The 21,046-nt window shown below is 42.4% G+C and carries 17 protein-coding genes; 10 read left to right on the top strand and 7 right to left on the bottom strand.

All coding sequences use genetic code 11. From position 1 onward, the window contains the following. Window positions 1-14: 14 nt before the first annotated feature. The 4 genes from rsgA to PR709_RS14655 all read left to right on the top strand — a co-directional run bounded on the left by rsgA (window position 15) and on the right by PR709_RS14655 (window position 5,934). A complete protein-coding gene (gene rsgA, locus PR709_RS14640; protein WP_040133385.1) occupies window positions 15-1,067 on the top strand; it encodes a small ribosomal subunit biogenesis GTPase RsgA in 1,053 nt (350 codons plus the stop codon). A 127-nt stretch (window positions 1,068-1,194) separates the two neighbouring features. Beyond that, window positions 1,195-2,151, top strand: a complete 957-nt coding sequence (gene asd, locus PR709_RS14645; RefSeq protein ID WP_004915608.1) for an archaetidylserine decarboxylase — start codon at window positions 1,195-1,197, stop codon at window positions 2,149-2,151. A gap of 38 nt (window positions 2,152-2,189) precedes the next feature. Next, a complete protein-coding gene (mscM, locus tag PR709_RS14650; RefSeq protein WP_036942645.1) occupies window positions 2,190-5,531 on the top strand; it encodes a miniconductance mechanosensitive channel MscM in 3,342 nt (1,113 codons plus the stop codon). A gap of 70 nt (window positions 5,532-5,601) precedes the next feature. Then, complete coding sequence (locus tag PR709_RS14655; protein ID WP_004915603.1) at window positions 5,602-5,934, top strand: hypothetical protein; 333 nt, start codon at window positions 5,602-5,604, stop codon at window positions 5,932-5,934. A gap of 9 nt (window positions 5,935-5,943) precedes the next feature. Here PR709_RS14655 and PR709_RS14660 read toward each other — a convergent pair whose 3' ends face one another. From PR709_RS14660 to pldA, 6 genes are all read right to left on the bottom strand, one after another. After that, window positions 5,944-6,735 (bottom strand): tetratricopeptide repeat protein, encoded by a 792-nt coding sequence (locus PR709_RS14660; RefSeq protein WP_004915601.1) that lies wholly within the window; start codon window positions 6,733-6,735, stop codon window positions 5,944-5,946. Between the two features lie 262 nt (window positions 6,736-6,997). Continuing rightward, the gene (locus tag PR709_RS14665; RefSeq protein ID WP_004915599.1) at window positions 6,998-7,711 is read right to left on the bottom strand and encodes a hypothetical protein; all 714 of its coding nucleotides are present in this window, start codon (window positions 7,709-7,711) and stop codon (window positions 6,998-7,000) included. Between the two features lie 223 nt (window positions 7,712-7,934). After that, the gene (gene yigL, locus PR709_RS14670; RefSeq protein WP_004915597.1) at window positions 7,935-8,741 is read right to left on the bottom strand and encodes a sugar/pyridoxal phosphate phosphatase YigL; all 807 of its coding nucleotides are present in this window, start codon (window positions 8,739-8,741) and stop codon (window positions 7,935-7,937) included. Between the two features lie 13 nt (window positions 8,742-8,754). Beyond that, window positions 8,755-9,750 carry a lysophospholipase L2 gene (pldB, locus tag PR709_RS14675; protein ID WP_004915594.1) on the bottom strand — a complete coding sequence of 332 codons (996 nt, stop codon included), beginning with the start codon at window positions 9,748-9,750 and terminating at the stop codon, window positions 8,755-8,757. Between the two features lie 15 nt (window positions 9,751-9,765). After that, window positions 9,766-11,592: an ATP-dependent DNA helicase RecQ gene (recQ, locus tag PR709_RS14680; RefSeq protein ID WP_014657295.1), complete on the bottom strand. Its 1,827-nt coding sequence runs from the start codon at window positions 11,590-11,592 to the stop codon at window positions 9,766-9,768. A 129-nt stretch (window positions 11,593-11,721) separates the two neighbouring features. Beyond that, window positions 11,722-12,585 (bottom strand): phospholipase A, encoded by an 864-nt coding sequence (gene pldA, locus PR709_RS14685; RefSeq protein ID WP_376738356.1) that lies wholly within the window; start codon window positions 12,583-12,585, stop codon window positions 11,722-11,724. Window positions 12,586-12,771: 186 nt separating this feature from the next. Here pldA and PR709_RS14690 point away from each other — a divergent pair, with 186 nt between their 5' ends. The 6 genes from PR709_RS14690 to prfH all read left to right on the top strand — a co-directional run bounded on the left by PR709_RS14690 (window position 12,772) and on the right by prfH (window position 20,215). After that, a complete protein-coding gene (locus tag PR709_RS14690) occupies window positions 12,772-13,242 on the top strand; it encodes a thioesterase family protein (RefSeq protein WP_014657293.1) in 471 nt (156 codons plus the stop codon). A gap of 159 nt (window positions 13,243-13,401) precedes the next feature. Further along, window positions 13,402-14,292: an EamA family transporter RarD gene (gene rarD, locus PR709_RS14695; RefSeq protein ID WP_004915578.1), complete on the top strand. Its 891-nt coding sequence runs from the start codon at window positions 13,402-13,404 to the stop codon at window positions 14,290-14,292. Window positions 14,293-15,003: 711 nt separating this feature from the next. After that, window positions 15,004-16,356, top strand: a complete 1,353-nt coding sequence (locus PR709_RS14700; protein ID WP_004915576.1) for an APC family permease — start codon at window positions 15,004-15,006, stop codon at window positions 16,354-16,356. Between the two features lie 104 nt (window positions 16,357-16,460). Then, complete coding sequence (locus PR709_RS14705; RefSeq protein ID WP_004915572.1) at window positions 16,461-18,182, top strand: amidohydrolase; 1,722 nt, start codon at window positions 16,461-16,463, stop codon at window positions 18,180-18,182. Between the two features lie 288 nt (window positions 18,183-18,470). Continuing rightward, on the top strand, window positions 18,471-19,607 hold the full coding sequence (locus PR709_RS14710; protein ID WP_072502700.1) for an RNA ligase RtcB family protein: 1,137 nt from the start codon (window positions 18,471-18,473) through the stop codon (window positions 19,605-19,607). Continuing rightward, window positions 19,604-20,215 carry a peptide chain release factor H gene (gene prfH / locus PR709_RS14715; protein WP_225829670.1) on the top strand — a complete coding sequence of 204 codons (612 nt, stop codon included), beginning with the start codon at window positions 19,604-19,606 and terminating at the stop codon, window positions 20,213-20,215. The genes PR709_RS14710 and prfH overlap by 4 nt, the downstream gene beginning before the upstream one ends. 53 nt (window positions 20,216-20,268) lie before the next feature. On the opposite strand, the gene PR709_RS14720 is transcribed toward prfH, so the two are convergent. Further along, window positions 20,269-20,853 carry a 2OG-Fe(II) oxygenase gene (locus tag PR709_RS14720; RefSeq protein ID WP_272570962.1) on the bottom strand — a complete coding sequence of 195 codons (585 nt, stop codon included), beginning with the start codon at window positions 20,851-20,853 and terminating at the stop codon, window positions 20,269-20,271. Between the last annotated feature and the right edge of the window lie 193 nt (window positions 20,854-21,046).

Genomic DNA, 21,046 nt, shown 5'->3' on the forward strand with positions numbered 1-21,046 from the left:
TCAAGAGAGGTCAGGTGGCTAAGCAGAAACTGTCAAAAGGCCAACAGCGCCGAGTACAGGCAAATCATCAAAAAAGACTTAAAAAACAAAAAGTCACTGAGATTGATGACAGCCTATTAGGAGAAGCGCAAGAAGGGCTAGTGATCAGCCGATTTGGGCAACATGCTGACATCGAAGCAAGCGATGGCACATTACAGCGTTGTAACTTACGCCGAACTATTTCATCTCTCGTCACAGGAGATCGCGTAGTTTGGCGCCCTGCGTTGAATACACAAGCCGATATCAAAGTTAATGGCATTGTTGAAGCCGTTCACGAACGCCACTCCGTCCTAACACGCCCTGACTATTATGATGGGCTAAAGCCTATTGCTGCAAATATTGACCAAATCGTGGTCGTTTCCTCGATTTTACCCGAGCTATCTCTGAATATTATCGATCGCTATTTAGTGGCTTGCGAAACTTTAGGCATCCAACCCATTATTGTCCTAAACAAAATTGACCTATTAGACCAAGAAAACCGTGAATGGGTCAGCGAATTAATGACTATTTACAGTGATATTGGTTACCAAGTACTGGAAGTTTCTAGCCATACCAACGAAGGAATGGAAGCACTTACTAACGCACTGATCGGCAAAATATCAGTGTTTGTAGGTCAATCTGGCGTTGGCAAGTCCAGTTTACTGAACGCTCTTTTGCCTCATAATGAAGAAACCATTTTAGTCAATGACGTTTCAGATACTTCAGGGCTAGGCCAACACACCACAACGACAGCGCGGTTATATCATTTTCCGTTAGGTGGTGATGTCATTGACTCCCCGGGAGTACGTGAATTCGGCCTATGGCACCTTTCTACGGAACAAGTAACAAAAGGTTTTGTCGAATTTAAAGACTATTTAGGTGGCTGTAAGTTCCGCGATTGTAAGCATTTGGATGATCCCGGTTGTCTACTGCGTGAAGCCACGGAAGAAGGGAAAATCGCCGAATCACGGTTTGAAAATTATCATCGTATTTTGGAGAGCATGGAACAGATTAAGCCTCGTGGGAATTTTACGGGTAAAGATAAGTAGTTTTGGCTTAACGACTCACTAACCAAGTGAGCAAGTACTTACATTTATTTTGGTAGGTGATTCATCAATGGTAAAGATTTTTAAGCCTATCGAAACAAAATAGCCTATTTAAAAAAGCAAAGGTACAATGACTGCCTTTTTGCTAACTGGCCTTTACGAATTTGAGGTTAACGTGCTAGATAAGATTAAAATACGTTTGCAATATATGCTACCAAAACAGGGTCTTACAAGACTTGCCGGCTGGTTCGCCGATAAGAATGCAGGCTTTGTCACTCAATGGGCAATTAAGCTGTTTGCAAAAGCCTATAAAGTGGATATGAGTGAAGCACAAAAAAGCGAGTTCACCGCTTATGCAACGTTTAATGATTTCTTTATTCGGCCGCTAAAAGAAGAAGCGCGCCCATTAGTGACAGGAAAACACCAATTAGCACAACCGGCTGATGGTGCGGTGAGCCAATTAGGTTCAATTCAAGATGACCAAATCTTTCAAGCCAAAGGTCACCATTATACGGTCGAAGCCTTGCTCGCGGGTAATTATCAGCTAGCTGATAAATTCCGTGGCGGTGAGTTTATCACAACCTATTTATCCCCTAGCGATTATCATCGTGTACATATGCCATGCGATGGGTTATTAACCGAGATGATTTATGTACCGGGTGATTTATTCTCTGTCAACCCATTGACCGCCGCCAATGTTCCCAACCTCTTTGCCCGTAATGAGCGCCTAATTTGTGTGTTTAAAACCGATGTGGGTCTGATGGTGCAAATCTTAGTCGGTGCCACTATCGTTGGTAGCATTGAAACTGTCTGGGGTGGTTGTGTTAACCAACAGCGTGAAGGGGTTATTAAGCGCTGGACCTACCCAGATCAACTGACTGAAGGTGCCGTATTCTTGAAAAAAGGCGAAGAAATGGGTCTCTTTAAGCTAGGTTCAACCGTCATTAACCTGTTTGAACCGAACGCTATTCGTTTTAATGCCTCACTGATCCCCGGCTATGCGACTCGTATGGGAGAGCTACTGGCGGAAACCGTGGCAAATGATACCTCAGTGGATACCGCCGCTGAGCAAATTGAAACCCAGTAATACCTTATATTGTTAATTGCTTGAAGGAGCTCCTGACTGTGCGTTTGATTATCGGTTTTTTTTTCAGCCTGCTAATCGCCTTCTCTGCGGCAGGGGCTTCCAATAGTACGCCAAATGAAGCACTGATTAAGCAAGAGCTTGCTCAGCTTGACCCCAGTAAAAACCCTAAAGATGCGGAAATAGCGCAAGCATTTCAAGGCGCACTTAACTGGATCAGTGAAGCCAATCAGTCGGAAGCTAAAGCCAAGTCTTATCAAGACGCCATCGATAATTTCCCTAAAATTATCAAGGGGCTAAGACAAGAGCTACTCAATGAAAGCGATGAGCCAACCAATATTCCAACCAATATCAGCTTGTCTGAGCTTGAACAACAAATCATTCAAGTGAGTAGTCAGCTTCTCGATCAGGGAAGAAAGACACAGCAGGAGCAAGATAAAGGTCGGGAAATCAGTGAATCGCTAAGTGCATTACCAAAACAATTATCAGAAGCACGCCGCCTCCTTTCTGAAGCGTCATTTCGCTTACAATCACTAAGCTCTCCTACTACACCATTAGCAGAAGCCCAAACAACCTTAGCTCAAGCCGAAGTGAGTGCTCGCAAAGCTGAGGTTAATGAGCTTGAAATGGCGCAATTATCCGCGAATAACCGCCAAGAAATTTCACGCGTCGCTTTAGAACTGAATAAAAAGCGTTATAACCGGCTGGAGCTTGAATTACAAAAATTACGTGAAGTGCAAAATACGTTGCGCCAGCAAAAAGCGGTATTAGCACTCGAACACACCGAAATGCTTGCAGAACAAGGTGAGTTGACCCCTTTCCTTAAAGAGCAAATTGATATTAACCGCAAGCTATCCCAAGAGCTGACTGAGCAAGCGGTTCGTATGAACACTATCAGTACGAGCCAAGCAGAAATCTCCTCGGGAATACAAGATGCACGCCAAGCATTGACAACTATCCGCGAGCAAGCGCAGTGGCTTGATGGTTCAAGTACGTTAGGTGAGGCACTTCGTACCCAATTATCACGTTTACCGGAAATTCCTAAAAGCCAGCAGCTTAACCGTGATATGGCAGATTTACGGGTACAACGCCTAAATTATGAAGATATGCTAGACCGGTTATCCAAACTGGATACCGCCACACAAGAGACCGAAAATAATTTAAGCCCAGCACAAGCGCAAGTCTACTCATCATTAATTAAGACGCGTAAAGAGCTGCTAACCGCGCTCATTTCTGGCTTTGATACCGAGATGTTAGAGCTGACAAAATTAAATGTCGCCACTAGCCAACTAACAGACGCATTAAAAGATGTTAAAGATGCGTCACACCGTTATCTGTTTTGGGTTGCCGATGCTCCACCGGTAACACTCCACTATCCTGTTTTATTGATAACAGATATTACTCAGTTGCTCTCTTTAGACACCTTATCGCAGCTCACTGGTGCCTTTAAAGTGATGTTAACAACTCAAGACACCTTCCTATATCTGTTTGGCTCGATCATTTTAGTGATTTTTAGTATTAGCACGCGTAAGCATTATCAAGACTTTCTAGATAGAGCAAGCTTACGCATTGGTAAAGTGACTCAAGACCACTTTTACCTCACCATACGCACGATTTTTTGGTCCATTATTGTGGCGCTACCACTCCCAATGATGTGGTCTGCCATTGGTTATGGCCTGCAAAGTGCTTGGCAATACCCGATGGCGGCGGCAATAGGTTATGGTGTCAGTGCCACAACTCCCGTGCTATGGCTATTTATGATCAGTGAAACATTTTCACGCCCAACGGGTCTATTTATTGCGCACTTTGGGTGGGATAAAGATGCGGTAAAACGTGCGATGCGTTATTACCGGCTCGCGATATTTGTCATCGTACCTCTGATGATGGCGCTGATCACTTTTGAGCACTACAGTGATAGGGAATTTTCTGCCTCCATCGGTCGCTTCTGCTTCTTGCTACTGTGCTTTGCATTGAGCTTAATGACAAACAATTTGCGCCGCACCCATGTGCCTCTCTACCTTGATAGACATGGTTCAGGGGATAACCTAATCAATAAAGCACTGTGGTGGATGCTGCTGGTTGCACCGATTATCGCTGCATTCTTCTCACTATTAGGCTACTTCTCAACGTCTCAAGCCCTGCTTGGCCGTTTAGAGACCTCTGTCGCGATATGGTTTGTATTATTGATTGTCTACCATGCTATCCGCCGTTGGATGTCAATACAGCGCCGTAAATTAGCCTTTGAACGAGCCAAACAACGTCGTGCAGAAATCTTAGCGCAAAGGGCCAAAGGGGAAGAAGATATTCACCAACCCAATGCGAGTGGCGAAGGGAACATTGATATTGATGAGCAAGTGATTGACCTTGATGCAATCAGCGCGCAATCTGTCGGGTTAGTCCGCTCAATCCTCACGATGATAGCGTTGGTTTCTCTCATTTGGCTCTGGTCTGAACTCCACACTGCATTTTCGTTCCTTGAAAATATTCGTCTGTGGGATGTAACCTCGACAATTAATGGGGTCGATACTGTTCAGCCGATCACTATGGGGTCTATCTTTATCGCCATACTGATCATTATCGTCACGACTCAGTTGGTGCGTAACTTACCTGCACTCCTTGAATTGGCAGTATTGCAGCACTTAGATTTAACCCCTGGTACAGGGTATGCCATCACGACATTAACCAAATACTCATTGACCATCATTGGTACCATCGTTGGTTTCTCAATGCTCGGGATTGATTGGTCAAAATTACAATGGCTGATAGCCGCCATGGGGGTTGGTTTAGGTTTCGGCTTACAAGAGATTTTTGCCAATATTATTTCTGGGTTGATGATCTTATTTGAAAAACCAATTCGAATTGGCGATACCGTGACGATCCGTAATCTGACAGGGAGTATTACAAAGATTAATACTCGAGCCACAACCTTAACAGATTGGGATAGAAAAGAGATTATTGTGCCTAATAAGGCCTTTATTACTGAGCAATTTATTAACTGGTCCTTATCTGACACGATCACGCGTATCGTGATGACGATCCCTGCTCCTGCCGATGCAGATAGCCAGCAAGTGACCTCTATCATACTCAGTGCGGCCGAGCGTTCCACGATGATACTTGATAACCCGAACCCAGAGGTTTATTTAGTTGATTTACAACAAGGCATTCAAATCTTTGAATTGCGTGTTTATGCTGCCGAGATGGGGCATCGGTTACCTGCACGTCATGAAATCCATCAAAACATACTGGCAGCATTTGCAGAGCAAGGCATTACCTTGCCATTCCCACCATTCCAAGCTCGAGTGGACATACGGGAGAATGCACTGCAAAGCGCAACAAACAACCTCTCTGGTCGCAACCCTCCGCGTAAATCCGGGGAGTTATAATGGCGATATTCAAGGTCAGCGGCCATCAAGCCGTTGGCCTTAATACTCAATCGATGATTAAGGTAGAAAAATGAAAGCGCCCATTGAACCACAAGATGAACTGACTTTATTGCGAGTCTCTCAACTTGAGAAGATCGGCTCTATTTTGTTTTTTCTTATTCCACTCATCATCTTACTGGTGGTAGGTAAATCATTTGCAGTCAACATCCTGTATTTATGGCAAGTGCTGACCCTGTTATATATTGTGGCGTTTCGTATTTTGGTGAGTAAAGTATCAAATAAGCAACTACAGTTGGATGTGCGTCGGGGATGGGGATATAACCGTTTTTACCGTATGAGCTGGGCCTATCTTGTATTATCCGTGATCATTATGGTGGGATATCGGATCATATCCCACGAATGATCAGATCATTCAACCTGCTTTAAATCCATAGGATTGAATATAGTTCTCTGCTAATTTTTGCGCTTGCTTTAATTCGCTTTCGCTTAATTGCTCTGCGACTTTACTTTGCAGCCGATGGCTCTCTTTATTACCGCTATACACCGCGGTGGTTAGCCAAGCATAAGATTGCTGAAGGTTTTTCTTTACACCTTTCCCTTCAGAGTACATGACCCCTAAACGATCTTGTGCTTTTGCATCGCGCTGCTTCGCAGCTTTGCGGAACCAAAACACCGCTTTTTCATTATCGAGATCAACACCACTGCCGATAGAATACATTTGGCCAATATGGAATTGGGCAATCACGTTGCCCCCTTGAGCGGCCTTTCTGAACCAATAAGCTGCCTTTTCGAGATCTTGAGCGACACCAAGGCCTTGAGCATACATCATCGCCATATTGGTTTCTGCCCGTGTATCATTCTGTTTAGCCGCTTGTTGATACCAAAGCATCGCTTTATCGTAGTCTCGGCGAACGCCAAAGCCGTTCACATACATTGTTCCTAATTGGAATTGAGCGTCTGCATTGCCTTGATCACCCGCCTTGATAAACCATTCGGCAGCGACTTTAGAATCTTGAGAAACGCCATTACCTTTAAAATAGCGTTGACCGAGAAGATATTGTGCGGTTGGATCACCTTTTTGTGCTAATTGCGTAATTTGCTCTATTGTCTGTTGTGAAGGTGCCGATTTTATCGGGGGAGTAGCCAGTAATAATGAACTATAGCAAACAGAACCCAACAATAGCGCTAACGCAATTTTTTTCATCCTAAACAACCCTCAACAGTGCAAATTACCGACTGCGAAAACAGTGTGATCCATTATTATCGGCAAACTGCTGCTAAGCTATAGCCTAAACACACTGCCGACTCGTTGATAGTTTAATGCCACTTGCATACAGAAAGAATAGGAAAATTGACTTTATTGCAAATTCAGCATCTTTTTTTAAGTTTGTTGTATAAAATGAGATATTTCCTGATCCAAGTAAGGTGTCGGCAACACCTTACTTTCGTTATGGTAAGACACACGCTTACGGTTTAGCATGGCACAATTGATTGGGTAAAAAAGCATCGAGAGAGTTGTCTCGAAATACTGGTATTTCGCTTTCTGCTGGAGGGAGCGCACTAATATGGCTTGATAGCAATAACTCATCGGCTCTCTCTTGTATTCTCCGGTATAACACAATGTCTCGAGGCAGCTCCCCAGTTAACCGAAATACATTCAATGTTTCTTTAATCGGCTCAAGGTCACTATTAATCCCTTGTAGGTCATATTGAAGATAACCTCTCACTTCAATTAACTGCTGCATTTCCTCAATAATTTGACGGTATGAACCATAATAAGAATGACTAATGCGGCTTAATTCATCGTTAACTTTATCGAAAAATTCCTGTGATACTATAAAGCTATTTAGCATTTCAATATCATTATCAAATTGAGTGGCTTGATATAACGCTGGCCCAACATTAATTTTGCTAATTTCATCGAGTATATTTTTATATATTATTTGTTTTTCTAAAATCAATCCAAATAATTCCTTGTTATTTTCCAAATCAGATTTTAGATTATTTAAAATACTGAAAATAAATTGAAAATCACCTTCGTTAACCTCATTATCTATTGAGTTAAAACTCATTTTAGCTGATTGATTTAATTGCAATATCCTCTCTTCATACAGCTTTATTGAACGATGGGCGAGACTTATTTTTTCTAGGAGTTTTTCCACTCTGACGTCGATATCCATACACATTCCCTCTATTTTCAAGCCTAGATAAACAATATTATTTTAATATTAATAGCATAGCTTAAACTAACTTAATTTAGAGTTAAAATTTATATTTAACATATAAACGCTGTTTTTATTTAATATTTAAATAGCTAAGCAGTAGGTGAATGAATAGATTTGCGATAATAAAATAGAGGTCGTTTTATCGACCTCTATTTTCGGATAACATTTAATTTTTACATTATGCTAAATAGAGCTTTCTTAAATAACGCGCTACCGCATCATCGGCATTAGAGCCAATGACCTCAAGTTGAGGTAATTCATCTTTAAGCATCTGGTGAGCATTTTCCATAATGCAACCTTTCCCTGACAAGGTCAGCATTTCTTTATCGTTCATACCATCACCAAAGGCGATACAGTCATGCACTTGATAACCTTGAAGTGCCGCAACTTGTTGCAGGGCTTCCCCTTTAGAAACCACACCAGCCATGACCTCTAAGCAACTACGTAGTGAAAAAGTCACATTAACACGATCTTGCCAACGTTCACGGATGCGATTTTGTAAATCTACCAACATATCGTGATCTTCACTGGTATAATAGACTTTACAAACATCTGAAGTATCAAAGTTATGGCGATCAAATAGCGTGTACTGAAATACCGATTCTTTAAAGAACTCTTTCTGTTCGGGGCTTTCACGGTTAATAAACCAGTCATCTCCCCCGTAATAGTTGGTCACCAAATCAGGGTGATCAAACTCCATCAAGCACAACTCATGAGCAATTTCAGGATCAACATTATGCTTAAAGATCAATTCACCTTTTGTATTGTGTACCCGTGCACCATTCGACGTGATCATATAGGCATCAATACCTAAACCATCTCTAATTTGTGCAACATCCACATGGTGACGACCCGTCGCAAACACAAAATGGATATCTTGTGTTTCTACTAATTGTTTCAGTGTTTCCTTGGTGAAAGCGGTTAAATCATGATTAGGAGATAAAAGAGTACCGTCCAAATCAGAAGCAACAACAGGATATTTCATAAATCATTCCTAGCTAATACTGCTCAAAAAAATCACAGATAGCATTAAGCGCCATCGCTCTTAATGCATCCACTTCAAACAGGATTTCGTGGTGTGCCCCTTCAATCACGAGGGGTAATTTTTCTTCTCTTCCTGTCTGTGCTTTTTGCCGACTTTGACAAAAAGCCTGTAGCTCTCGATTGCTGACCACTTTATCTTCACTTGCTTCTAACACCAACAGTGGTACATCAATTTCTCCCGCCCGGGCAATTAGCTCATCGCCAATTGCAAAACTTTCTTTTAACCAATGATAGGTAGGGCCACCTAGCCGCAATTCGGGATAATCCGCATAATAGCGGAGATAACGCCGGTAACGTTCCTGACTGTGAGTCAACACATTGATCAAATAAGGCAACGGCTGCCATTTCCCCGTTGAAATCGCATAGTCATTACGCACACTGCGGTGTAGCTCCGCCCGATCAACAATAAAGCTCGCTAACCAGTGTGGGATCGGTAAATTAATCCCAATCATAGGGGCGCAAAACGCCGCTGCATCAAAGGTGACATTATCCCGTAATAAATAGCCGCCGAGGATCGCACTCCCCATTGAGTGGGCTAATGCATAACATTTGAGATAATGCCGACATTGCACTTCAAGTTCAACAAACTTTGCAAAATCATCAATATAGTCAGTAAACTTTTCAACGTGGCCTTTTTGTGGATCATCCAACATACGTCCGGAGCGCCCCTGCCCTCGATGGTCAATAATAAAGACATCGAAACCGAGGTGATAGAAGTCATAGGCAACTTCTGGGTATTTCATATAGCTTTCGCTACGACCAGGGGAGATAACAACGGCTTTATTATTTAGGGAATGGGTAAAACGAACATAGCGAATAGGAACATCATCGACCCCTAGAAATTCGGCTTCTTCTCTGCGCAACCAAAAGTCTAAAAGTGGACCGTTAGCAAATGCAGAAAATTGAGTTTCTCGGTTTAACCAATTTTCTTTCAGCTTTTCTGGGGTCATATGTATATCCTTTCGTCATTCGTAACCTTCAAGATGGTCCCTAATCAATGTCATAAAAGCATCACCAAAGCGTTCAAGCTTTTTCTCCCCCACACCATTAATTAACAACAATTCTGAAGGGGAAGCCGGACAATGCTCAGCCATCTCAATCAGGGTTGCATCATTAAACACAACGAATGGAGGAATATTCTCTTCGTCTGCTATAGATTTACGCAATTTGCGCAACTTAGCAAATAACTTCTTATCATAGTTTCCTCGATAAACTTTGCTTTGCTGATTACGGCTTTTTGCCACCAAAACACGAGGAACAGCAAGTTGCAAAGCGGATTCGCCGCGTAATATCGGCCTAGCTGCTTCCGTTAATTGCAACGCTGAAAAATGCGTAATATTTTGTGTGATCATCCCAAGATGGATCAACTGGCGGATAACGCTGACCCAATGCTCATGGGATTGATCTTTACCGATGCCATATACCGGTAATTTATCATGACCTAGTTCGCGGATGCGCTGATTGTTTGCCCCGCGCAAGACCTCAACAATATAACCAATACCAAAACGCTGACCAACACGGTAAATACAAGATAGCGCTTTTTGGGCATCCACTAGCCCATCATACTGTTTTGGCGGGTCTAAACAGATATCACAATTACCACACGGCGCTTGCCTATTTTCACCAAAATAATTGAGCAGCACTAATCGGCGGCAAGTTTGAGCCTCTGCAAATGCAGCTATCGCATTCAACTTATGGCGCTCAATATCCTGCTGCAAGCCAGCGGGTTTCTCTTCAAGACAGCGGCGTAGCCATGCCATATCCGCAGGGTCATAAAATAGTACGGCTTCCGCTTCAACCCCATCGCGACCTGCTCGCCCTGTTTCTTGATAATAGGCCTCGATATTGCGAGGGATATCAAAATGCGCCACAAAGCGCACATTGGACTTGTTGATCCCCATACCAAAAGCCACCGTTGCCACAACAATTTGTAGGTTATCTTTTAAAAAAGCATCTTGTACCCACTCTCGTTGTTGGTTATCTAACCCTGCATGATAAGCTGCAACGCTTAACCCACGTTTTTGCAGACGCTCTGCCGTTTCTTCCACTTTGCTGCGGCTATTGCAATAGACAATACCCGCTTTACCTTTTTGTGCTTTGATAAAGAACCAAAGCTGATCAAGCGGTTTATATTTTTCGACTAAGGTATAGCGGATATTGGGTCTATCAAAACTGCTGATTTGTATCAAAGGGTCATGTAAGGCCAATAAACGTACGATATCGGCTCGTGTCGTTTCATCTGCTGTTGCCGTTAATGCCATGATAGGAACATCAGGGAAGTGCTGCCGTAACTGACCAATGGCGCGATACTCAGGACGAAAATCATGCCCCCATTGCGAAACACAGTGTGCTTCATCCACCGCCAATAAACTGATATTCCAACTACTCAGCTGGCTAAGAAAATAGTCAGTTAATAACCTTTCGGGCGCAACATACAGCAACTTGATGGCGCCTTCGGCGCATAAGGCCATCACGTCTCGCTGCTCTTGAGCGGTTTGAGAGGAGTTTAAACAAGCTGCTTTGATACCATGAAGGCGTAATTGGTCGACCTGATCTTTCATTAGGGAGATCAAAGGCGATACCACCAGCGTTACCCCCTCTTTAACCAGAGCAGGAACTTGATAACATAGCGATTTACCGCCCCCAGTTGGCATAAGCACCAAACAATCGCGGTTATCGAGTATGGCACGAATAACAGCTTCCTGCCCAGGGCGGAAAGACTGATAACCAAAAGTATTATTGAGTATACTTTCAGCCAGTGAAAACTGGGAGATCACTTCAGCTGTAGACACGCGGATCCTCAAATGACAAACTGATAGCTGCTCAATAGAGCAGCATCTAAATAGCGGGTTAGCACTCGGTGTTTTTCAAGGTATCACTTGAAATAGAGTTGCAGTATGCTAGCAAATAAGCGCTAATGACTAAAGCATATCATTTAGCATCACACCGATACCAAAACGTGTTTGTCGGTAATCATAATCAATCATCGATTCGCCATAGCCACTAAACAACTGGGTATATAATCGCACATGTTTGGTAATGGGATAGCTCCAACCCAATTCCGCGGCACCATAACCACTGTTCCAGTTGTAACGCCCTGTCGCGGTAATCACACTGTCACCTAGAGCATAACCCACTTTTAGTCGATAGTAGCCCATGTATTTGGTGATATCTTTATTATCATCGCTGCCTTCACTCTCATGAATGCGATACCACGGTTTTAAATCAACTTGCCAATTGCCATTTTGTGCCATGGCCCGCGCATAAATGCGGTTCCAACTGCGAGAGGTTGGCTCTGAGCGACCGTTCGACTCGTGGTTAAAGCCTGTTTCCAGCTCTCGTAATGTCCAACCTCCCCATTGATAATCTGTTGCCCAACCAATAAATAGCTGAGGTTCATAATTGGTTTCGCGAAATGGTGAAGACTCTTTTTTATTACTTAATTGCCACCAAGAACGCTGAGTATATGACGCCGCTAATACGGAGTTTTCCCCCGCAATTCCGCGCCATAAAGGGAAACCTAGACTAATCTGAAACTTTACTTCATCGCGCAATGCATCTTTACCCCAATCATAGCTTTTTATCGCCTCTTTATTCATAGATGAGGTATAGGTATAAATAATGTAATTGGATTCATAAGGGTAAAGTACAAAAGGACTCTCGTAATTTTGTAATAACCCAGAAATAATGCTGCCTCTAATTGGCGTTTTCTCTGTTGTATCTACGGAAGTTAATGTATCTGTATTTTCTGCGGCGAATAATGATACAGACCAAAAACAGAGCACAGTACCAACTAATTTGTGAAAAACGCGCATTCTGTTATTCCTATTCTGAAAAAATCCCAAAAAAGTTTATCTCATTTTACACACAAAATCTGACAACTGCTGAAAGATTATTCGTTCATTTCATAGAGACATATTTTATACATAGTGATAACTTATTATTCACATATTTTTTAAAGGATGAATAAGATGAATGACCGTACTTATACATTAGAAGAAGCAAGTAAGCTCATGAGTGATGCGTTTATCTATAAAATGCCTTTTAATCAGCTTTTGGGAATACAATTGGCTCAGATAAATGATGATTTTGTCCAACTAACAATTAAGAATCGTCCAGAATTGATTGGTAATTTTACACAAAACATTCTTCACGGTGGTGTCATTGCATCAATATTAGATGTCGCTGGTGGCATGGTATGTATTAACCGTATTCTCCAACGGATCACACCATTAGTGCATCAAGATATTGTCGATAAAATGTCAAAAATGGGCACCATTGATCTACGAGTTGATTATTTACGTCCTGGTCGAGGTGAAGTGTTTACTGCAAGCGCCAGTTTATTACGCGATGGCAATAAAATTGCGGTGACGCGTTGCGAACTACATAACGAACGTAATCAGCATATCGCAACAGCCACGGCCACTTATCTCATTGGATGAAACGAGAAAGTAAAAAATTAGTTACTTACTCAACTAATAACTTGTAAAAAAACTCGAGCAATGTCACATTAATAAGGTCATAAATCGAGCCGATATTTTCTAAGGCTTGATATCTCAATCGACTTACTTTTAGCCGTTTATTCAAATTCAGAGCCAATAATGAGCCAACAAAATACCATCAAAGGCGTGTTATGTGCCTTGGGCGCTTATTTAATTTGGGGCGTCGCACCTATTTATTTTAAAACCATCCAAGAGGTGCCGGCAGAAGAGATACTGACTCATCGTATTATCTGGTCATTTTTCTTTATGTTGGTTTTATTAACTGCAACAAAACACTGGAGCTATATGCGCCAAGTGTTAAAGCAGCCTAAAAAAATCCTTATATTAGGCGTCACCGCGGTGACTATCGCTTCCAACTGGCTAATTTATATTTGGGCCGTTAACCATGGATATATGTTGCAAGCTAGCCTAGGCTACTTTATTAACCCTCTGGTGAACGTTTTATTTGGAATGCTATTTCTGCAAGAGCGCTTTCGCCGCATGCAGTGGGTCGCGGTTATTTTAGCCTTAACGGGTGTTCTTATTCAGTTATGGCAATTTGGCTCCGTTCCGGTTATCGGACTTAGCCTCGCCGTGACTTTTGCAACCTACGGTTTATTACGGAAAAAACTTGGAGTTGATGCCCAAACGGGAATGACATTTGAAACCCTGTGGTTACTCCCAGTGGGCGTTATTTTCTTGCTGTTCTTTGCCGATAGCCCAACCAGCAACATGGCAATGAATGATTGGCACTTAAATGTGTTATTAATCCTTGCTGGTGTTATCACAACCGTGCCATTGTTGCTATTTACTGAAGCAGCTAACCACCTTCGCTTGTCGACACTGGGCTTTTTCCAATATTTAGGGCCAACTATTATGTTTTTACTCGCGGTATTTATCTACGGCGAAAAAATGACATCAGAGCTACTCGTGACATTTGGCTTTATTTGGGTCGCATTAATTTTATTTACCTTGGATGCACTTTACACACAACAAAGGTTAAGAAAGTAATTCCTGCAAATTGCCTATATAAAGGCAAAGTCCAAAACACTGACCTTTATTTATTTATGAATAAAAGGTCAGTGTTTCATTTTATGGAACTGAATGAGTTAATTTATTTTAAGCATAATAGACAATATGCTAATTCATCACGTTTATCTAAATGTTAACTCAACCTAAATATATTAAAAAAAGCCCATTTATTATTAAAATAAGCCATAACTCTCGACAATATAAAACACTCACCTTTCAGTAGAACCCACTTTTATGCACAAAAAAAATCAATAAAATCAAAGTGTTGAATGAAAACCCAATAGGGTTGCGCTACACTTAAAACAGGCTATTATTAAATTTATCTAAAATTAAATTCCGGTTTATCTCTAAATTAAAACCAACTCTTTGAAAAAAAGTCATTTTTTATTTTTTAATAATTAATCATTGCGTTAAAGGAACATCGACTCTATATTGTACGCCGCTTGTATTCACCCCAGCGGATGGTGATGGTCCGATTCATCACTGACGTTTCATTAAAGTGCGCACGATGACATGTAATTTATTTATGTCCTGGTGCGAGGTTTTCTGAAATTGAATACAGGTCCGCTCTAAAAAAATTTTTTAAATACAATAGTGTAGTCAGTTTATATGGCTGCATTTTAGGTTCACTCCGCCTGTGTATTCAGAAAGAGTTGATAGTTGTTAAGGGCTTTTGGGAAGGGCTTAAAAATGCAACAGAATACCGTTCAAATGAAACGTGTACTGACCACGCCTGCGCTCATTTTCTTTGGGCTGGCTTATATGGTGCCACTCGGGATTTTCACTACCTATGGACAAGTGACAGTATTAAGTGAAGGCCATTTGCCTATCGCTTATCTTGTGACATTGGCTGCCGTTCTCTTTACTGCCATGAGCTATTGCCGTATGACGAGTGCGCTACCTCTTTCGGGTTCCGCATACTCTTATGTGCAAAAAACATTTGGCGGAACATTGGGTTTCCTAGTCGGTTGGGCGCAATTACTCGATTATTTATTTTTGCCGATTATTAACTATATTGCGATTGGGATCTTCGTGCATGAAGCTTTCCCTAATATTCCAATGCCAGTCATTATCTGCACCACGATTGCCGTTGTCAGCATCATGAATATTTTAGGGATCAAACTCGTCTCTTCAATGAATATGCTGATTATTAGCATGCAAATTGTCTTTATCGCCGTATTCTTGTTCTTGAGCTTTAAGACTAATTTTGTGCTAGATACAGACGCACTACTCGCACCGATTACGCTAACGGCAGATCAAATGCCTGGATTATTCGCGGGTGCTGCCGTGCTATGTTTGGCCTTCTTAGGTTTCGATGCCATTTCAACCATGGCAGAAGAAACAAAAGATGCGCGTAGCACATTACCAAAAGCGATTATTTATACCGTCTTTATTGCGGGTGCGCTGTTTATCATCATCTCTTACAGCGCCCATTTGAGTTATCCATTATGGCAAGACTTTATTCCAAATACCGATATTGCTAGCCTCGCGGTCATGGAAAAAGTCGGCGGCGCAATGATGGCATCTAGCTTTATTACCGCTTATGTCATTGGTGTCTTTGCCTCAGCCATGACATCACAAGCCAGCATTGTGCGTATTTTCTATGCGATGGGGCGTGATGGCGTCTTGCCACGCTCAGTTTTTGCGTACCTGCATCCCAAACTGAATACCCCTGTGTATTCAATCATTTTTGTTGCCATCGCATCACTGCTTTCGCTGGTGCTTTCGCTCAGTATGGTAGCTTCAATGATTAGCTTCGGTGCACTGATTGCATTTACCTTTGTGAACTTGTCCGTGATTAAACACTTCTATATCGATCGCAAAGAAGCGCTTGATGGTAAAAAATTTATCACTTGCCTGATTATGCCGTCGATTGGTGTCATACTCACCCTATGGTTATGGACAAGCCTAGATAAAGAGGCCTTTACTGTGGGCCTGTGCTGGCTAGCGGCTGGTGCATTTTATCTCACATTGCTCACACATGGTTTCAGACGTCGTCCACCCGCAATTTCGGACGATGAGACCAATATGATCATCAATTAGTACCTATACTTTAGTACACGTATGATAATAATGGGGATGCATAATTTCCCCATTATTTTTGTTCTTGCCCATACCGATAGGGCCCTGATAAAGACTGGTTAGAAATGAATAATAAAGTTGCAGATGTCATTTATTTCAACGGTTATATCTACACCGCAGACAAGCAAAACAGTGTTGTAGATGCCATTGCCGTACAAGATGGCTACATTATCGCAAGTGGTACTTCAGAGGAATTACACCAATACGTTGGGCCGGAAACTGAGAGTATCGATTTAGAAGGCAAAATGATGATGCCCGGCATCATCGATGGTCATATGCACCCATTTTGGGGTGGGATCCAGCTATTTGGCTGCCACCTCAACTACGAGTCGCTAACGATTGAGCAGATACTACAACGTGTCCAAGATCATTTAGATAAAGACCCGCGTACCGGGGAAAATGATTGGCTAAAAGTCACAGCTTGGCTACGCCAAGGTATGCTACCGGCAGGTATTGATATGTACCGCGAGGACATGGACAAACTGAAAACCAATCGCCCTGTGGTGCTGTTTTCCAATGACTGCCATACACTGCTAGCAAATAGCCGTGCTTTAGCATTGTTTGGTATTACCAAAGACACCCCTGAGCCACCCGATGGTAAAATTGGTAAACATGCTAACGGCGAACTAAATGGGATTTTAGAAGATGCACCGGCGATGCGTGCAGCAGACAGCATCCCATCAATTCGCGATGACCAAGCCATTGAAGTTGCTGAACTGGTACAAAAAGTGTTAAACCAGCAAGGTGTAACCACCGTAATGGATGCCCGTGTTTCTGAGCAGCAATTAGAAGCCTTTGCTGAACTACAACGTCGCGAAGAGCTGACCGTTCGCTTTCAAGCTGCCCGCGAGATCACGCCAGATGAAACTCCGGATGTCGCCTCAGTTGCAGCCGCTGTCGATAAAGCTGTCGCTTTCGCTAAAAAATGGCACCAAGCTGATTGGACGCCAGCGCCGGGGATCGGCCTGCGAAATATCAAAATGTTTGTCGATGGTGTGATGCAGTTCCCAACAATGACGGCTTCACTGTTACAGCCTTATCGCATCAATATCGGCACCGATGAAGTTCCAAATTGGGTTGAAACAGATAACTATGGCGATTTGTATTTTACTGCTGAAATTCTTGATGAATTGATGGAAAAGATTGCGGCGGCAGGTTATGACCCACATCTACATACAGTCGGTGAAGGTGCCGTTTCTATTGTGCTTGATGCCATCGAAAAAATGCGTGCAGCCCATCCAGAAAAAGATATTCGCCCAGGCCTTGCTCACAATGAATTGGTTCATCCAAAAGATTATGAGCGATTTGCACGCCTCAAAACGATCGCTTGTCTTTCATTCCAGTGGGCTGCGCCAACCCCTGAATTGGCCGCTTTTGAGCGTAACATGCTCGGTGAAGAGCGTTTTGAACAATTAGAGCCTATCGCGAAGTTTATCGATGCGGGTGCTGTGGTCGCCTTTGGTAGTGACTGGCCGATTGATGATTTTGACGAATGGTATGATTTAAAAGTCGCAGCCACTCGCCGTGGACGTGATATCAATGGTAAACCAGCCCCTCGCTTGGATAATGACCGTGATATGACGGTCATTGAAGTCCTTCGTTCAGCCACGATTGACTCTGCCTATGCTCAACACAGAGAAGATGTGATTGGCTCACTTGAAGTGGGTAAATTTGCAGACATGATCGTGCTCGATCGTAACGTATTTCAGATCCCAGCTGATGATATTGAAAATGTGAAGGTATTACGTACGATTATTGGCGGTAAGACCGTCCATATCGCGCAGTAACTTGATATTTCAGCCCAATAATTAAACGGCTTACCGTCTTTCTGTAAGCCGTTCTACAAAGCGTAAACAATTCTTAATCAGCAACACTCTTGTGAAAACCGCTTGCAATCCCCCATCCCTGTCGTTATTATCCGCTCGTTTTTTACCATCTCACACACTGCAAGGAGGAACATCATGACAACAATTCATCACACTCTTTGCGGGCGTACTCAGAAATAGTCTCTCTATCTCTCCAGTTCTTGCCTGCTAAATCACCTTATTTTTTCCTTAAAAATGAGTTAATGACTTATGGGCAATATTATTCATTCTGTCAGCGAACACGTCAGTTATATCGCGACAGAAAATACTTGGATTGAAAGTAAAGCAATCCAACAGTTACAAACAACCGCAGCGCTCCCTAATATGGTTTCCGTGGTAGGCATGCCAGATCTACATCCTGGTCGTGGTTACCCAATTGGTGCGGCATTTTTCTCAACACAACGTTTCTATCCTGCATTGGTCGGTAATGATATTGGCTGTGGAATGAGTTTATTTCAGACCGATATCAAGACCACGAAGTTAAACTTGGATAAGTTTGAAAAACAGTTATCCACAATGCCGGATAGCGCCCCCTTAGAATGGCTCGATGAGCATGTTCCTCATGAAATGAAATCCCATCATTTTATGTCCTCACTCGGCTCGATTGGCGGCGGTAATCACTTTGCTGAATTTCAAATCATCGACAAAATATTTAACGATGAGTCGATTGCACAAAGCGGTTTAAATAAAAAGTGTGCATTACTGCTTGTGCACAGTGGATCCCGAGGATTAGGGCAATCCATATTACGTCAACATGTTGAAAATCATAGCCATAATGGCCTTGAAGAGCATTCAAATGACGCGAAAGCCTATTTAGAAGCTCACCAACATGCATTATCTTTTGCCGAACTAAACCGCCAATTAATTGGCTTACGCATGTTGCAGCAGGTCAAGGCAAAGGGGGAAATGGCCCTTGATGTTAATCATAACTTGGTTGAACCTTGCACGATTAACGGCATACAAGGTTGGCTCCATCGCAAGGGGGCAACCCCTTCTGACAAAGGCATGGTCATTATTCCTGGGTCACGTGGCGATTTCAGTTATTTAGTTCTGCCTCATGCAAGTGAGGTGAGCTTAAATTCACTCGCTCACGGTGCTGGCCGCAAATGGATGCGTACTGAGTGTAAGGGGCGGTTGTCTCACCGCTATACTCCATTGCAGCTATCGCGTACTGCATTAGGTAGCCGAGTCATCTGTGCTAATAAACAATTGATCTATGAGGAAGCTCCACAATCCTATAAGTCGATTGAAACCGTGATTGAAAGTATGGTGGGAGCAGGGTTAATTGAGGTTATCGCACGTTTACGCCCCTTACTCACCTACAAAACCAGTGGGGAGTGTGCATAATGTTATTACAATTTTCTTCTGCACAAGGCCCCGAGGAGTGCTGTATCGCTGTTGAAAAAGCACTGGCTTGCTTTTTTATTGAGGCTAAAAAACGTGAAGTCATGGTCAATACGCTCGAAACGGTTGCATCAAAACATGGCTTAAAATCTGCTTTGGTCGCTTTAGAAGGGCATGGTGCTGAGGAGCTAGCTCAGTTATGGTCTGGGACAATACAGTGGCAATGTCAAAGCCCCTTAAGGCCAAAACATAAACGGAAAAATTGGTTTATTAATGTGATCCGCTTTTCGCCGATTCAAACCATTGAAGAGAGTGATATCGAGTTTGAATTTATAAAGGCTCAAGGTCCTGGCGGGCAGCATGTTAATAAAACCTGCTCCGCGGTAAGAGCAAAACATCTTGCAACAGGGATTAGTGTCAAAGTGCAATCTGAGCGTAGTCAGCATGCCAATAAAAAATTAGCTAAGCAGCTTATTTATTGGCGCTTAAATGAATACCAAGATCAGCAAGCATCGGCATTAAATAAACAACGACATAATGCGCATTATCAAATAGAAAGAGGAAATGCGAACATTATCTTTTCTGGACAAGCATTCAAACGAATTAATTAATTCATTTACAGCCCACCTCCGTAAGGAGGTGGCATTCATTGGATAGATAAAGCTTAAAGTATTTTTTCCGTCAAAAACCATCCGGCAATACTTTCACGCTTTTGTTGGGTAGGTAACACTTCATGAGGGAACTCTTCAGACATAAATACAATCATCCGACCGGCTAAAGGGTCAAGCTGAAATAGCTTATTATCCTGCTGATCATACACGACCAATTCACCCCCATCCCCAGATTTCCATGCTTTGTTCATATAAAGCACAGTCGTCACCTTACGCCGCCCTTGCCCTTGGAAATTATCCACATGCTTTTTATAAAATGCCCCATTAGGATAACGGCAAAAATGGGTTTCAAAATCACGCAATCCCATATAGCACGAGCGATTTAGCGCTTGGCGGATTTCATCCATCTTCGCCATATAACTGGCGATAGGCTCGCCCATTTCAGACTCTAGCCAAATTGTCTGATCACCGCGAATAGCTTTATTGCCATGCAGTGACTCACCGTTACCTATGCGCGCATCATGCAGATTATCAGGAATACAGCCCTTAATAGCCTCTATTTCTGACAGGTTCAAAAAATCATCCCACACATACCAACCCTGTGTAGAAAGAGAATCAATTAGATTATTCAATGACATGATAAATATTAGAAAGGTTATTCGGTATGATTTTATACTTCACTGTGTGGAAAATTTAAAATTAAAAACTTAAATCTTAAAGATTAAACTCTCGAATCAAAGTAACCTACCACAAGATAACGATTTTAAATTAGTGAACCATTTGAAAAACAACGATATTACAAACAAACCCCAAGAGTGCTCACCACTAGGA

It is taken from the genome of Providencia sp. PROV267 (genome assembly GCF_028477825.1).
In the GTDB taxonomy this organism is placed as follows: Bacteria; Pseudomonadota; Gammaproteobacteria; order Enterobacterales; family Enterobacteriaceae; genus Providencia; species Providencia stuartii.